General features: G+C 53.9%; 10 protein-coding genes and 1 pseudogene. 7 read left to right on the forward strand and 4 right to left on the reverse strand.

The window, feature by feature from the left end; all coding sequences use genetic code 11:
* Positions 1-33: 33 nt before the first annotated feature.
* The 3 genes from rpmE to PSH79_RS01995 all read left to right on the forward strand — a co-directional run bounded on the left by rpmE (position 34) and on the right by PSH79_RS01995 (position 2,528).
* The gene (rpmE, locus tag PSH79_RS01985) at positions 34-261 is read left to right on the forward strand and encodes a 50S ribosomal protein L31 (RefSeq protein ID WP_123530569.1); all 228 of its coding nucleotides are present in this window, start codon (positions 34-36) and stop codon (positions 259-261) included.
* 14 nt (positions 262-275) lie between these two features.
* Positions 276-1,076 (forward strand): thermonuclease family protein, encoded by an 801-nt coding sequence (locus tag PSH79_RS01990; RefSeq protein ID WP_305440976.1) that lies wholly within the window; start codon positions 276-278, stop codon positions 1,074-1,076.
* A gap of 183 nt (positions 1,077-1,259) precedes the next feature.
* Positions 1,260-2,528 (forward strand): malic enzyme-like NAD(P)-binding protein, encoded by a 1,269-nt coding sequence (locus tag PSH79_RS01995; RefSeq protein ID WP_305440978.1) that lies wholly within the window; start codon positions 1,260-1,262, stop codon positions 2,526-2,528.
* A gap of 583 nt (positions 2,529-3,111) precedes the next feature.
* Here the strand turns inward: PSH79_RS01995 and PSH79_RS02000 are convergent.
* Positions 3,112-3,365: pseudogene (locus tag PSH79_RS02000) on the reverse strand (SOS response-associated peptidase family protein); the annotation flags it as partial.
* A gap of 198 nt (positions 3,366-3,563) precedes the next feature.
* On the opposite strand from PSH79_RS02000, the gene PSH79_RS02005 reads away from it, so the two are divergent.
* From PSH79_RS02005 to PSH79_RS02020, 4 genes are all read left to right on the forward strand, one after another.
* Positions 3,564-5,531, forward strand: a complete 1,968-nt coding sequence (locus PSH79_RS02005; protein ID WP_305440980.1) for an ABC-three component system protein — start codon at positions 3,564-3,566, stop codon at positions 5,529-5,531.
* Between the two features lie 2 nt (positions 5,532-5,533).
* A complete protein-coding gene (locus tag PSH79_RS02010; RefSeq protein ID WP_305440981.1) occupies positions 5,534-6,121 on the forward strand; it encodes an ABC-three component system middle component 1 in 588 nt (195 codons plus the stop codon).
* A complete protein-coding gene (locus tag PSH79_RS02015) occupies positions 6,118-9,132 on the forward strand; it encodes an AAA family ATPase (RefSeq protein ID WP_305440983.1) in 3,015 nt (1,004 codons plus the stop codon). The genes PSH79_RS02010 and PSH79_RS02015 overlap by 4 nt, the downstream gene beginning before the upstream one ends.
* Before the next feature lie 472 nt (positions 9,133-9,604).
* Positions 9,605-10,237: a GIY-YIG nuclease family protein gene (locus PSH79_RS02020; protein ID WP_305440985.1), complete on the forward strand. Its 633-nt coding sequence runs from the start codon at positions 9,605-9,607 to the stop codon at positions 10,235-10,237.
* A 485-nt stretch (positions 10,238-10,722) separates the two neighbouring features.
* Here PSH79_RS02020 and PSH79_RS02025 read toward each other — a convergent pair whose 3' ends face one another.
* The 3 genes from PSH79_RS02025 to PSH79_RS02035 form a co-directional block, all read right to left on the reverse strand.
* Complete coding sequence (locus PSH79_RS02025; protein ID WP_305440987.1) at positions 10,723-11,748, reverse strand: YaaC family protein; 1,026 nt, start codon at positions 11,746-11,748, stop codon at positions 10,723-10,725.
* Positions 11,749-11,830: 82 nt separating this feature from the next.
* Positions 11,831-12,493, reverse strand: a complete 663-nt coding sequence (gene gmtX / locus PSH79_RS02030; RefSeq protein ID WP_305440989.1) for a gamma-mobile-trio protein GmtX — start codon at positions 12,491-12,493, stop codon at positions 11,831-11,833.
* Positions 12,490-15,111 (reverse strand): VPA1269 family protein, encoded by a 2,622-nt coding sequence (locus tag PSH79_RS02035; protein ID WP_305440991.1) that lies wholly within the window; start codon positions 15,109-15,111, stop codon positions 12,490-12,492. Before PSH79_RS02035 ends, gmtX begins: the two co-directional genes overlap by 4 nt.
* Positions 15,112-15,114 lie beyond the last annotated feature (3 nt).

The following is a 15,114-nucleotide window of genomic DNA, read 5'->3' on the forward strand; positions in this document are numbered from 1 at the left end:
TTGGATGGCGGCACGCTAGCTGAGGAAGACACCATGAAAGCTGATATCCACCCGAACTACCCAGAAATCGCTGTTACCTGCAGCTGCGGTAACAAATTCGAAACTCGTTCGACCTTCGGCAAAGCCCTGTCGATCGACGTTTGCAACGAATGCCACCCGTTCTACACCGGTAAGCAAAAGACTCTGGACACTGGCGGCCGCGTTCAGCGCTTCGCCGACCGTTTCGGTGCTTTCGGCAAGAAACCTGCTGCTGCAGAGTAAGGTTGAAGAGCCCGGTGGGCTTTTCCTCACTGCTGAAAAAGGCGTCCCTCGCGGGCGCCTTTTTTGTGTCCGCGATTTGGCTGTCCGCTGCGCACGCCTTCTGCCTCGCGCCTGCGGGATTATCCACGGTCGCGGTGCAGCGCGTTGTCGATGGCGACACGGTGCGCCTGAGCGACGGCCGCAGCGTGCGCATGGTCGGTCTCAATACGCCTGAACTGGGCAAACAGGGCCGCAGCGACGAACCCTTCGCCGTGATGGCACGCAAACGCCTGGAAACATTGGTAGCTGACAGCGGCGGACGCGTCGGTTTACTCCCCGGCAAGCAAGCGAAAGACCATTATGGGCGTACGCTTGCCCACCTCTATAGCGTCAGCGGCAGCAATCTCGAAGCTCAGATGCTCGCCGACGGCCTCGGTTTTCAAGTCGCCGTGGCACCGAATGTCGATCTGGTCGCCTGTCAGCAAGCCGCCGAGCGCAGTGCGCGACAGGCTGGACTGGGTATCTGGCGACACTCACCTGTACTGAAAGCAGAGCAGATCGAGCGCTCGGGTTTCGCCGTGGTCAGCGGTCGTGTGAGCAAGGTGCAACGCAATCGTGGCGGAATCTGGATCGAGTTGCAGGACTCGCTTGTATTGCGCGTTGCACCCAATCTGGTCGGACAATTCGACAATGCCCGCCTGCAAGCGCTGAAGGGCAAGCAGATCGAAGCGCGCGGTTGGGTGGTCGATCGTTCGCGGCGCGGCGGATTGCAATCGGGTCAGTCGCGTTGGCTGTTGCCGCTGACTGATCCTTCGATGCTGCAAATTTCCCGCTGAAGAAAAATTGTAGACATTTTTTCTGTCGATTGTGAACAGTCAAGCCCTTGTGCCACGTGGCTCTTGGCCCAAAGTCGTAGGGCAGGGCGCTTGACAGTGGTGACCGCTCAGTCTTGTGGGGACTTTGCGAGGCGCGTATCCTCGCTGACCAGTCTGTCCAACAGTAAAAAGCGGAATGCCAAAATGTCTGATCTGAAAACTGCCGCTCTCGAATATCATGCCCATCCTCGTCCAGGGAAGCTGAGTGTCGAGCTCACCAAGGCCACTGCTACCGCCCGCGACCTGTCGCTGGCCTACAGCCCCGGCGTAGCTGAACCAGTGCGTGAGATCGCTCGCGATCCTGAACTGGCCTACAAATACACCGGCAAGGGCAACCTGGTTGCAGTCATTTCCGATGGCACCGCGATTCTGGGTCTGGGTAACCTCGGCCCACTGGCTTCCAAGCCCGTCATGGAAGGTAAAGGCGTGCTGTTCAAGCGCTTCGCCGGCATCGATGTTTTCGACATCGAAGTCGACTCCGAAAGCCCGCAAGCCTTCATTGACACCGTAAAACGCATCTCCATCACCTTCGGTGGCATCAACCTGGAAGACATCAAGGCGCCTGAGTGCTTTGAGATCGAACGCGCTCTGATCGAGCAGTGTGACATTCCGGTATTCCACGATGACCAGCACGGCACCGCTATCGTGACCGCTGCCGGCATGATCAACGCCCTGGAAATCGCTGGCAAAACCCTGCCGGACGCCAAGATCGTCTGCCTGGGCGCCGGCGCAGCCGCCATCTCCTGCATGAAATTGCTGGTGAGCATGGGCGCACGCATCGAAAACATCTTCATGGTTGACCGCACCGGCGTGATTCACTCCGGCCGTGACGACCTGAACCAGTACAAAGCCGTGTTCGCTCACGCCACCGACAAGCGCAGCCTGGCTGACGCTCTGAAAGGCGCTGACGTGTTCGTCGGCCTGTCCGGTCCGAACCTGCTGAGTGCTGAAGGCCTGCTGTCGATGGCTGCCAACCCGATCGTGTTCGCCTGCTCGAACCCGGATCCGGAAATCTCCCCGGAGCTGGCGCACGCCACCCGTAGCGACGTGATCATGGCCACCGGCCGTTCGGACTACCCGAACCAGGTCAACAACGTACTGGGCTTCCCGTTCATCTTCCGTGGTGCTCTGGACGTTCGCGCCAAGCGCATCAACGAAGAAATGAAAGTGGCTGCCGCCAACGCCCTGCGTGAACTGGCCAAGCTGCCTGTGCCACAGGATGTGTGCGACGCCTACGGCGGTGCCCCGCTGGAATTCGGTCGTGAGTACATCATTCCGAAGCCAATGGACAAGCGCCTGATCACCCTGATCTCCGACGCTGTGGCCAAGGCCGCCATCGAGACCGGTGTGGCCACCCTGCCGTATCCGAAGAACTACCCGCTGAAAAGCGTGGATGACGTGTTCAACGGCTAAGTCGTTGTAGCGCTTCAAACAAAAGCCCCGGCTCACAAAGACTTTTACCCTAATGGTACATAGTTTCGTGAGCGGGGACCTCAGATCTAACCGGTGCGGGCATTCGACCATCATCGTCATACGATGTAGAAATACATCGTATGGCATCGCACTGTTATGCGCGGCGGGTGATGCCGGCAGTTTCGGGGATGCCTCTAACTTTGATCGTTGATGTCTACCTGCCTAGGACCGTAAAGCCAATCGAAGCAGGCTTGATCGAACCACACAGCCAAGCGCTCGACCTCGTTAAGGACTGTATCGAGCTTTTCCGCATCGACGTGCAGAGTGGGTTTGATCATCCACATCGAATCCAAATCAAAACCGCCTACTTCGAGGTGAGCGAGTAAGTCGCGTTCATGCTCAGCAAGGAAGAAGGGGCTTTAATGCTTCTTCAGATCCGTCGCTGCATGCGTTGGAGTGACACGTGTCAGACTTCCTGGGTGCTGCGCCCGATTCCTGGCCAACACGAGCTGGTCAAGCGCTCCCAGATCTGCACCGCTGTCGTCGAACCGCACGTTAGTGGAGTTCGAAAACATAGTCCTGTAACCGTGTAGGGCTGCTTCTTTGGTCTTTCTTCGTCGACACATTCAAACCGGTTGTCGATAGCGATAATTGCGCGATGCGGCCAAATCGCACGAAAAAATGGACAAGGGGCACCTTCTCCACGCGAGCATTGATCGGTGCTGCGCGATCTTTCGCCCAGCGTGGTCGCCATCCCCAGCGCCCCAACTCAGCATGTAGATACTGACCTACTTGGTGGAGGATGGCCAAGTGCGTGCTCGGTTCGGCGTTGTAGCGCCCGACACTCACCTACGAAAAACCCAAAAAACACAATTTAAAAACCCCCAGCCTTATCCGCCTGCGCTCTAAAAAAATATCCGTAAGCGCTACCAATTTGTGCATAACCTGCAGTTCCTTCGGCCAAGCCGTCTCGCTACTATACGGGGCCACCTGCCAGTGGTGCCCCGCGCGCCGAATCGCTTGAAGGGATTCATAATGATTAGAAGGTTCCGGCTTGAGCAGAAAGGCCGCTACGAAAAGCTGGTGATTGCTCAGCATTTGTCGGACATGGTGGATAAATTTCTGGATGGGCGCCCTGCCCCCTTAGGCATTGGCGCCGAGCAAGGCGGTATTGCTGAATGGGACGATGTGGTCATTTATCACAGTGATGAACACTGGGAGCACCTGCAAATCAAGCGGCAAACCAGCGGCTTCAGTGAAAAGCACCTGGACAAGGCTGACTATCTAGCTTCCTACAAGCCACGCAAGACCGCGAAAGCCACCAAAATCACGGAAACCGCGACCGCCGAAGAAAAACCCAAGGCGCCATCTGATGATGAGTTCGACTCAGAGCTCGAAAAAGTGTTTAAGAGTCTGGCGACCTGGCAACCGCCCGGTATCGGCGTGAAACCGTCCAGGCGCACCTTTTCGTTGACTCTGCCCGGGCCTGAGGTTCTGATCAAGGGCAAGGGTAAGGACATTATCAAGATCACCCATCTGCGCGAGGTGTGGGATCTCTGTCGCAAGGATGGCGTAGATCTTGCGGGGCTTTCCAAGCGCGATGATAAGCCCACCCAGAATGTCTATACGTGGCTGACCACGTGGTGCGGGTTCATTGACTGGGCCCATATCGTCGAAAAGATGCGGATGCTGGAAATCCACTGTATTGGCGATGAAAGTACATTGGAGGTAAGAGCGCGTGAGTCGCTAGATAGACATTTCAGTGACTCAGCCATGGCCTTGAGTGTGCTGCTGGACTATATCGCGGACAGCACCACTGATACTAACGCGGTGAGTTGCCATACCGCGGCCAAGCACCTACAGAAGTTGCTTCTACCAGGTGTTCAGACCTGGACGCAGTACCTGGCAAACCCTATACCCGGTCAAAGTTGGACGGTCACCGGCACGCACGACATCGGCAGTACACCGACCGTTCCTCATCGTAGCCCTGCCGAGCAAATCGTTAGCCATCACTGGGCGGAGAGCATTCCGAACAGGCGGCTTCGACTGCATGCTAAATATGCCCGCCCCACCAAGGCGCTCACGCTGCCCTCCGCCATCCTTCGACTGGCGTTGCATCTGAAAAAGGGCAGTGAATCCATGCTTTTGGGGGAGCCCGCCTGGCGCCAAGGTGCGCACAATGAATTGAGGAGTACGCTTGGTGACACTGACCGTGATCTCGATGACCTCCCATGGTTTGATAATTCCGAGGCACTTTCTTGCGCCATGGGGCGCGAACTCTCCTTCCCCGCAAACACCAAAGACGAGTCGGATGCGCTTCATAGCGCGATGAATGATCTTGTATGGCATCAGCTCCAGATTTGCGTCGATAAGAAGCTGAACGAGATCGCTGACCATGATTTGTCGACTGCCGTGGCAGAAAAGTGGCAGATCTGGCGAGCCGATTTAGACAAAGATCCAGATGCCCGCCTGCTTCTTTTCGAGCAGATGATGTATCCCCAGACCGAAGGCATCAATGCCAAGCATGCGCTGCGTATTGGGCCTCGCACGGTGGAACTGATGGAATCCGCAACCATCATGCTGCTATTAGCGTGTGTGGGGCTTGGCGGCATTGACTGGCGTTCGATCGAGCCGATTGGTGATGTGCTAAGCATCGCCCTGCGCCACTGGTCTGGAGAACCTACCGACCATGACGGGCCTCGGCGCCTGGGTGATGACAATCTACGCAAGCTGTTGGGCCAGGCCCCACCACCTGTAGTCATCCTTTCGGGTGTAGAGGAGTCTGCGACTGAGTTGCTTGAGGCAGGTATGGCTGAGGATTTGGAAGCCGGTCATAGCATGGCAGCCGAGCGACAGCCACGCCTCCTCGTCACCCGATTCCAAGTTTATAAGCAGCTACGAACCGGGACGCTGGTCAAGCTGCAAGCACATTTTCAAAAGCACTGGAACGCCTGGCTTCAGGCGCGCGAAGCGGCAATCGAAGCTTGTGGGAAAGGACACTGATTATGATGACGCTCCAACAATTGACCGCGGCGATAAGCCTGCGTGCCGAGGGTCGGTATGAGGTACAACTGGCGGATGCGATGGAGCTTCCAGAGGTTGATCACGCCTCACAAATTCTGCGACTAAAACGCGCTCGTATAGACAAGGCCGGCTGGCGAACTGTTTTGTTGATCGAGCTTCCATCTCACGCAGTACAAGCGGCTCACCAGTGGGCTGCCAATGTTCGCGACGTCTTGCCGGAGCCGGAAACGTCCGATCTATATATGTTCATCATCCTTAGAGACACCACTCATGATGAGGCCACTCGCATTGAAACGGATGATCGATTCTGCCGGAAAGTCGTAGCGCGCCAGCAAGAGATGCCGATCGAGTTTCTCGACCGCACATTCCTGGCGGCGCTCGACCCTCCAGGCGAAGTTGAAACGCTTAGCGACCCACTGGTTGCAGCGTTACAAGCGCTCTCCTCCGCTCAATCGTGGACAAAGGACCATATTGACTTCTGGAAGACGGAACTGCTGTCGACTACGAACGGCGCCGACGTTGCGCGTTCGCTGCGCGAATCGATGGCTGGCAGCGAGGATCAGCAATGAGCAAGTTGAATTCCATAACGGTGTCAAACCTGCGCAAATTCGGCCCTGGTGTTCAGATCGAGCTGAGTCCTGGCGCAACCATCGTCCTCGCACCCAATGGCACGGGCAAAACGACCTTGTTCGAGGCCATTGAATTTGGCCTCACTGGGAGAATTGCCCGCCTTCACGACGACATTAACCATGTCATTCGGGATGACGAGGCGTTCGCTCAGGTCAGTTTGAACTTCGCTGATTTTACCGCGACGTCCAAAGTTACCGCGGCGGGTAAGGTCAGCCAGGAAGGAGATCTGAGCGACCTATTCCCCGGCATCCCCAAAAATGACCTCCCATTCCTGCTTCGACTGACGCATTTGCTTGATCAAAGAGAGAATGAATGGATCGTCAAGGCTGACGAGAAAGACGCCGGTTCCCAGCTGGCGAAGCTTCCGATCGGGCGTGAGGGTTCCCGGGCCGGCGCGACGCTTCCCTCTGTACGACGGTCATTGACCGACGAAAAAAACCGTCAACAGAAGGGGTTGATTGATCTTGAAAAAGAACTGGGTGACTGGAATCGACTCATCCAGGAGCGCGACATCGCCGCAGCCGGCGCTGTAGGGGCCTTGCGTCCGCAGGAGCACCTTGCCAAGGTCGTTTCAGAGGTAGCCGTCCAGACGGAGAGTCTTGAACAGATTTCACCTGGACTACTCTCGGAGCCCGTGAATCAGGACACCCTGGCCCTCGCCCATTCCGCGCTGCTCGATATCTTGCGTATCAAAGTGGAGCGTGTGCAGGCACTCATCGTAGTTTTGGCGGAGGCGGACGGCCTGGTAGAAAGCTTCGGTGCCGTGCGGTCTCGACTCGAAATGCTCAGCGCACAATTGGCCGCCGCGCGCGAGACGCTCGATAGTCACTCGAAGAGCCGAACGGAACAAGCGACGCTCCTTCAGGAGCACCAGACCAATATCCAGCTCGCTCAACAGGAGCGTGTGAGCGTGGCACAAGCGCTGGAGCGACTGGTCAATGAGGCCGGTGCCAAACAGCAGGTCGAGCATCGTAACCAGGCGTTAACAGAGGCTGCTACCGTCGTCGGGGACGCCGAACAACAATGCGCAGCGTTGCGGGAAAAGCATGAGCGCAACCTGCAGATCCAGAATCAGCACGCTCAGCTCGACAATCAGTTTCAATCGCTCGACCAGACAGAGAAACGGCTGCGTGAAGGCCAGCGGTTGGTCATCGAGTGGGAAGCTACCGAAACGCGGTTGAAGGAGAACCGTAAAGAGTCAGATCTTCTTGAAGAGATTCTCGCCCATCTGGGCGCGGAGCTGGCCGAAAAACGCGCTGCACAGCAAGCGTGCAAAACCGCCGAAGACGCGGCCAGAAATCATTATCAGGCGTTGAGTTCTTCCGCAGATGCGATTCGCCAGGCGGTGGCCTCCATTGCCGAACACCTTCCGCCAGAACAAGGAAGCTGTCCGCTGTGTTTGTATCCTCATGGCGCAGAGGACTTGCACAACCGTGTAACCAGCGCTTTGCAGGCGATAAACCCTAGCCTGACCGATGCCGATCAGCAATTGAAAGCCGCTGTAGAGGCCTTGGCCGCAAGCGACGCCGAGGTAGTTTCTGCGCTCGAAGCTGTGGGGGATTGCCAGGCGAACCTTGCGGCACTGGACGATATGTGCCAGGTCTTGGAGCGGGCGATTGTTCAGTTTCGCATTGATCCAATCCTGGCAAGCGATTCAGTGCCATTGGCTAAAGAATCGCTAAGGGTTCAACTGGAGGGGATCTCAGCGAGTCGCAGAAGCCTGACAGATCGGCGCGCCGGTCTGGAGCCGTTGATCGCTCAGGACACTTTCGATCAGGCTCTCCACGCCTACAAAACGGCTGTTGCCGCGCTCGATCAGGCGCGGGTTCGGCACAGCGAGTCGCTGACTCGACGTGATCAAGCGATCGCCGCGTTGTCTGCACTTACGTCAGGCGCACCCGGTGGGCGATCGCTGGAAGAGCTGACGGTACAAAGAAACCAGCTCGACGATCGAATCCGCGAGCTTCATGGGAAAGCGGATACTGTCCAGTCGGCGCTAGACGCACAACAAAGCCAGCTGCTAGAGCTAAGCAGTGCTGTGAGAACGACCGAAGAGGCGATCAGGCATGCTCAGTCCCAGCTCGCGTCGCTGCGCGCCAGCTGGCAGAGGCTTGGCCTAATGGGCGATCCACTCGCAGAAGCCGCTCAAGCTCGCGTCAGTAACTTGCGTTCGACGTTGGCTGGTCTTGAGAGCAACTTGGGGATGCTTGAAAATCTGGGGGTTGAGATATCGGCTTGGGCCAAGCTGAATGAATCGCAGCTTGCGCAACGGCTCATCGATGTCCAACGCTTGGATCGCACAGAAGAGAGTTTTTTTGCATACCTCAACGACAGGATCACTATTGCCACCGGACAACTGGCCGATTTAACCAAGCTGTCGGATGCTATGGACGCCCTAGATGGCTTCTTGAAGAAGGAAATCGGAAACGTTCAGAAGCACGTTAGTAAGGTTGTTCCCCGCTGGCAGGCACTGCTCAAGCGGGTCGTGCGCGAAACGAGGTTCCACGAAGCGAGCCTTAAGTTTTTCACCTCCTACAATAAGGAACGGGCCGAGGTCTCAGTACCGCTGGGCAAGAAATCAGCCCCGGTACCTGACGTCGCAAGCGAGGCTCAGCTGACTGATCTTCAGTTGACCTTCCTGTTGTCAATGGCCATGAGTCACCAATGGTCACCTTGGAAAGCCCTGCTGCTCGATGATCCGACCCAGCACCACGACCTGGTGCATGCGTCCGCGGTCTTCGATTTGCTGCGTGACTACATTGTCGACCACGGTTTTCAGGTCGTAATCGCGACCCACGATGCGCTGCAGGCGCGATATTTCATGCGCAAGCTCCAGAACGACGGCATCGAGGCGAAGATCTGGTCGCTCGTGCCGACGGACAGCGGCGTTACTGCAGAGGAAGGACATCGTAAGCAGCAAACCAGCTTGGCTCCGCCTCCCGTGAGCTGACTTAGCGGCAGCTGGGCGAAACTAAGCTGAGCAATTTGGCTTGGTTTCGCTTCCTATACCCACCTCACCCCGCAATCCCCCCATGCGTTTGCTCAAAAAATTTGTACATTTAGCTCGTGTCCTTCCCACGAGATGAAAAAAAAGAGCGACTTGATTGATCTTATTTTGGCTTTAGCTATTTTAGTTCGAGTCATCACACAGCTCCTTTCAAAATAACGACGATAGGTTGTCAGTAAGTAATTTTGTAGACGCCTCCTTTTGGTCCTCTCAGACTCCGGGAAGCCTACTCTCATCTCTGATACAGCATCGCTGTGGGGGAAGGGTATTTACATAAAACGTGCGGTTATGGATATTTCGCAGTTTCACTGAGCCACATAGGATGCTCCTTAACTTTCATTGACAATGCTGATTAAGAATGGAGATAATATACTTAACCAATACTAGATTATCATTTCTTGGGCAAAACCTTTCAATGAACTTCGAATATGATGGATTTGACTCAGACGAAGAAATAGCCGAACAAAACGATCACTATGCTGCATATCCGCTCTCTGAACATGGATGGCTGTATATCGTGGCCGACATTAGAGATATGAGCATATCAAAAATTGGGTTAACAACAAAAAAAACCCCTGAACAAAGACTTGCTGAGGGAAAAACCTATAACCCTTTCATTGTACTTTTTGCCACTTATAATCTCTCAAAACTAACCTATGGAATTTCAAAGGTTGAGCTAAAGGATATCGAAGGCTATATTCACCGAAGATCATTTGCTGATCCAGTCATGCACTTATATACAGGTCGAAACTCCGAATGGTTCTATATGCATCCGGAAACAGCTGAGCTAGAAGTTGATCGGATGCTGGCGAAGCGCGGGTTTAGTGTTGGGGGAAAATATCTGTACTCGAGCTATGAAGGCGACCACAATCATAACGGTATTTATGCCTCACGAATGAGAGAGATAAAAACTATATATCGTCCCTTTCCTAGAGATTTTGAGGAAATGGTCGCCGACCTTGGAACTCCAAAAATATACTACCAGAGTTATTTAGATTACCTTAAAGACTATCACCTAAGAAGCCATAGGGACAAAATTTATCTTTGATTTCTCCCGCGCTCCATGGCTGTCGCCCCAGTGGAATGCAATGGAAAACTAGTAGCAATCTTTGAATTCATGCCTGATACAGTCAGCTTAAGAAGATTGATACAGAGATGGAGGCCTTGCGGCCTCCAAACCTTCAGCGACAGTTTTTATTGTCCAAATCCACCAGCCAGCATCGATACACAGGAGTGCCCCAGCATCTGAACAGCATCGGATGCTTCACCCCACTCGATCTAGTACGGTGGCTCGCCGTCATCACTATATGGGGGCTCAAAGGGCTCACCTGTTTCGATCAAACGTATACGCTCGACAAAAGGTGCAGAGGCATCGCGATAAAAGTATCGGATAAAGCTAACGCGCCGTTTCAGAAACCATGCGACGTCCATCAGATATCTCCTACGATTGAGCATATTAGAGCGTACTGACGATATTTATCTCGACCCCTGATTTAAAGCTACAACAATTATGAGGGCGACAACTCAAATTAGTCAGTTTCTGCCAGGCAACATGAATTCATGACCTGTAAGCTCAGAAGATATTTCATCAATAAATTGGGCAGATGCCGAAGATATGAACTCCGAGAGTAGCCAGTTATGTTGGCAGTCGAAATGTCGTGACAACTTATCAGGCTCATATCTAGCCATTTCAGATAATTTATGCATAGCAGCAAAAGCGATGGTCATGGAGCTTCTAGGTATAAGGCCTGCGATATTGCCTGCGCGCTTCAAGTACCAAAGCCGCTGAGCGCCGTTTATATAGTAAATATTTTTTCTGAGCTTTGTATGGTAGCCTTTATATCTTACCAGGTTCTGCTCAACCTGATTCGGCTTCCAGTTGAACCTGTTAGTTGATCTAATTAGAAAAGCATCTTCAACACTGATATCTCGTTCGAATTTATCGGGTAGCTTGTTCATAGTATGGTTTGTGGCGTATTGCCCTGTGACTTCAGCACAAAACCATGCCTCATTTGTTTTTGCAGACTTAACAATTTTTGGATCTGCCAATGGTATAAAAAGCTCAGAATCAGAGCTATAGGTCAAGTTAAACGCTCGGTGTATGCCAGGGAGATTATATAAAAGATCCTTTAGCGAATATGAGTTTTCGTCAGCAGGCTCACCTAGGTGTCGGCACAGTGCTGGAAGGATGCCGGAAGTCTTAAATTTTACCTGCTCATTACTAAGGGAGGTATGTCCCTTTTTCGTGTAACCCGATACACCGTGCTCATCGCTGAACTGGACGCCTTTGGCTAGCAATAGTGTTTTTGTTGCATTCAAGAAGCAATAGTAAGCAGTGAGAGGGGCAGACGTTTTAGGGAGCATTTTAGTGGCGTCATAGAAACTCCTTGCCTGACTCCAGAAAAACCTAGCATCTTTTTTTCCGGCCCGCTTCAGCCACAAGTCAACGTAATCCCAAGTGCTGGTAACTAGCACGGTCCTTTCGTTGAAATGCGGTGTAGTGACTGATTTATGTATGGTTAGGTTTTTTCGTTTGTATTTTATGTCACGATGTGCCATTACAGTTCCTTGCGATTACGGCTTTGTACTCTTCTAATCAACTCAGCAGTTCATTTTTCGCTAGAATAAATTGCAGTTGACGTCAATTACCCAGTATTTTACGTATCGCCCTCGCAAAGCCCACTTCAAATATTGTCCGGCCTCGCTCATTGATAATTTCGCCATGGCTGCCTTCATGAAGGCTTCGTTCTCCAAGGTACTCGGGTGATATGGCCTTCTGAAGAGAATCTCGTTCAGACGGGGTTAGTTGCGCAGAGAGGGCAAGCACAGCTACTGACTGCATTCCAGGGGCCACCGGGATAGTTGCTCCCAGTGGGCGTCGGTCAACAGTAACTTGAGTGTTAGCCTTAAGGACGTTGAGTTGTGCCTTGAGCTTATCTCGCTCGGCGATGACGGCTTGCATGATGGAGCGGATAGCTGGATCTTCAATGCGAATCAGATACTCATGGCTTGCCAGCACCTTCGCCGGTTTTGGCACCGGCGGTCCGGCGTAGGCCGCCCAAGCTTCGATGAGCACTCGATAGTCTGCGGACTGGGCGTTATAGAGAGCTCGCCCCTTCATGACGTTGCCAGCTTCGGCCAGCCGGCCGATGGCTGGCAACGAAAAGTCTCGGGACCTGGCTTCATAATGCTTGCGGCAAAGCTCGTGCATCTTCGCCAGGTTTGCGCGGCGGTTCGAACGCCCGCCTTTGGCTAGTAACGCTTCTAGGACCGCATCCGGGTGAATGTCCGTTTTGCCATTCATGTCTCGTCTCCTGGGAGGACCCGGTGCCTGGCATAAGCTGTCTGAGGGCAATTTATCGGCGGTAGCAGCGTAGCGAGGTCTATGTCGAAGTGGTGGCTTAGGCTCACACCCGCGTCAATCAAATGAATCACTTGGCGTTGGCCAAGCGCGGGATTCTCCGGGTTCATTTTCTGCGCAAGGTGGCGCATAAAAGCGTTGCCGGCGAGAAGTTGCTCCTGTTCGCTTAGTAGCATGAACAGGGGAGACAGATCCTCGCGATAAAGGACAGCATCAAGCAACTGACTACGACGGAACACCGCCTTACCCGGCTCTAGGTCAGGGTAGACCTCAACGCTTTCGCATACGCCCGCAAGCTGGAGTAACTCCGACTCCGTTTCTTCGAAAGCGATATTCACATCACCCACCATGCCAGCTACGATTAATTGCGTACCATCGCCAAGCTGCGCATGAAGGGCAGCTTTGCAGCGTTCGATGAGACGCCAACAGGCTACCAAGTCCTCGGCAAGGTCGCTGAAGCGTTTAATGCTTTTTTCCCAGACCCGCTCTGCCTGCCGGTACGCGTCAATCCGCACAAACGGTTGGTTTTCTTCCTCGGCGTCCGCTTTTTGTTTTTTCAGGTCTTGCAGCGTGTTTTCATGAGTAATACAGGCGTTACGTGCCTCGTCAAAGTGATAGGCGAGAGTATTAAAGTGGGCGACCAGTGCAGGCATATGGTGCGGCTCGGTCACAAACCAGCGGCAGCGCACGCAATTTCTGCTACCGCCGGGCACTGGGCCATATTTCTTTAAACTCGGTGAGCCAATCTGAGGGCCGCCGTTATAGCAACCACCCACCGAGCTATTCTCTTCGATTTCACTAGTGTTGCCGCCGACCAAGCAAAGCCCGTGGTGCATTGGCATCCAACCAACTGGGTTCCGTGCGGCTGGATGCGAGGGAATGGCGGCGGCAAAGCCGGACACGCTGTTGCAGATGGCCTTTTCTAGGAGTTCATCATATTCGGTGTCTAGTAGAAAATTTTGAATGCTTACTTCTTTGCTCTCCTCCAGTCGCTCTACTGCCTTACGCAACACGTCGCGGATATGCGTCGCACCGGGCTTGGTGTAGTACAAAGTCATCAGCAAACGGCTGTGGCCTACGAGTTTTTGAAGGATAGGGAACGGCACCAGCCCTTCTAGGGCAAGCGCGGTGATGAGTGATACTCGCAGACTGTGCAGAGGAAAGAGAGTTACTGTATATGTTCCTGGTTTTCTTTTGGTTCGTAATTCCTGGGCCGGAATGAAACGAATCGGGATGCCGTTGCAATGCGTTTCGCCTTGGTTGGCAAGCTGCAGCTCGAGCGTCTCCAGCAAGCGATACCAAGGCATATCCAACGAGTCTCGGCTTAAAGGAAGGTTGCGCTTGCCATCGCGCGATTCCGGCAGGCGGAAGAGAAAGCAGGCCCTGGGATAACCTGCCAGTTGCACCTCGCTTTTCACCATAATGTGACGCGCGTCCAATTCTGCCCAGTTCGTGCGCCTCGAAATCGGGTTGTATTTCTCTTGCCAGTCGCGCAGTTTTTCAAACCAGTACAATATATCCTGATGCTCAGCCCCCCCAGCGGGCCATGGCAGGACATAGCCTTTTTCAGGTCCGGACTTGGCGATGTCAGAGGTCTTGTTAGTGTTTATGTAGAGCTGGGTTGGCAGTTCGGCACCATCGACAAATGTGTCGCTACGGCGAAATACTCCCTGTCGCAGCGGTCGGCGTTCGCTACCCTCCGCTAGCCTATTCGTATTTAGAACCCAAACACTTTTCTCATACCGCCAAGTATCAGCTTCGCCCGAGTCGAGCAGGCGGACCTGGTGGTTGCGCAGCGGCAAAATGAGCTTCACGAGCAGGGCCACCCATCGAACCGGGCTCCACATTTCCAGCACTGACCCACCGCGATAATTCCGGTTAAATTTCCTGACTCGCCATACGCAGTCCGGGTCATTGCGATCTATCTGTTCTTCTTCTACCTCGAACCAGTCTGGTGCGACAGATCCGCCATGACCAGTTGCGGTCCCTAACGCATCCTGCGCCCACTGCCAGTCGCGGAAATGTGGCCCCGCAGCAAGTATCTGCCGCAAGCGCACGATATAGCCGTAAGGTAGCGGAGAGTACACACTCTCATAATTTTTGAGCATCCCGGCCCTAGAGAGGCGGGGAACAGGATTGCGGAAGGATGGCAAGATCACCGGCTGACCGTCGTCGGCTGGTTTGCTGAATTCTCGTAGCAGCACGAAATTCAAGAAGGAGTGAATCCAGTTATTAGATACAACGCCCTCTATCGAATCTGGGAGTGCCACCCGGTATAAGTCAGGAAGAATTGAGTTTCTCGATAGGAACACAGCAGGGTCCAGCGGCAGTCTCTGCTGGATAAGAAATCGCTCAAAGAACGCGCTCAAGGCTTTCAGCTTCTTGTCTAGGCCGGTAGTCTCGCCCTTCAGCCAGTCCATCGCAAATATGCGCCAGACACCCAGTTGCGGATAATCGCGCTCGACCCAGCCAAGCGCGATGTCCGATTCACGTCGAACTCCTATTACCTTTGGGGCCAAGATGGTTGAGGCTTTGAGCGCTGTAGGTTTCTTTTCTGCCATGAG

The organism is Pseudomonas sp. FP2196 (assembly GCF_030687715.1).
Taxonomy (GTDB): Bacteria; Pseudomonadota; Gammaproteobacteria; order Pseudomonadales; family Pseudomonadaceae; genus Aquipseudomonas.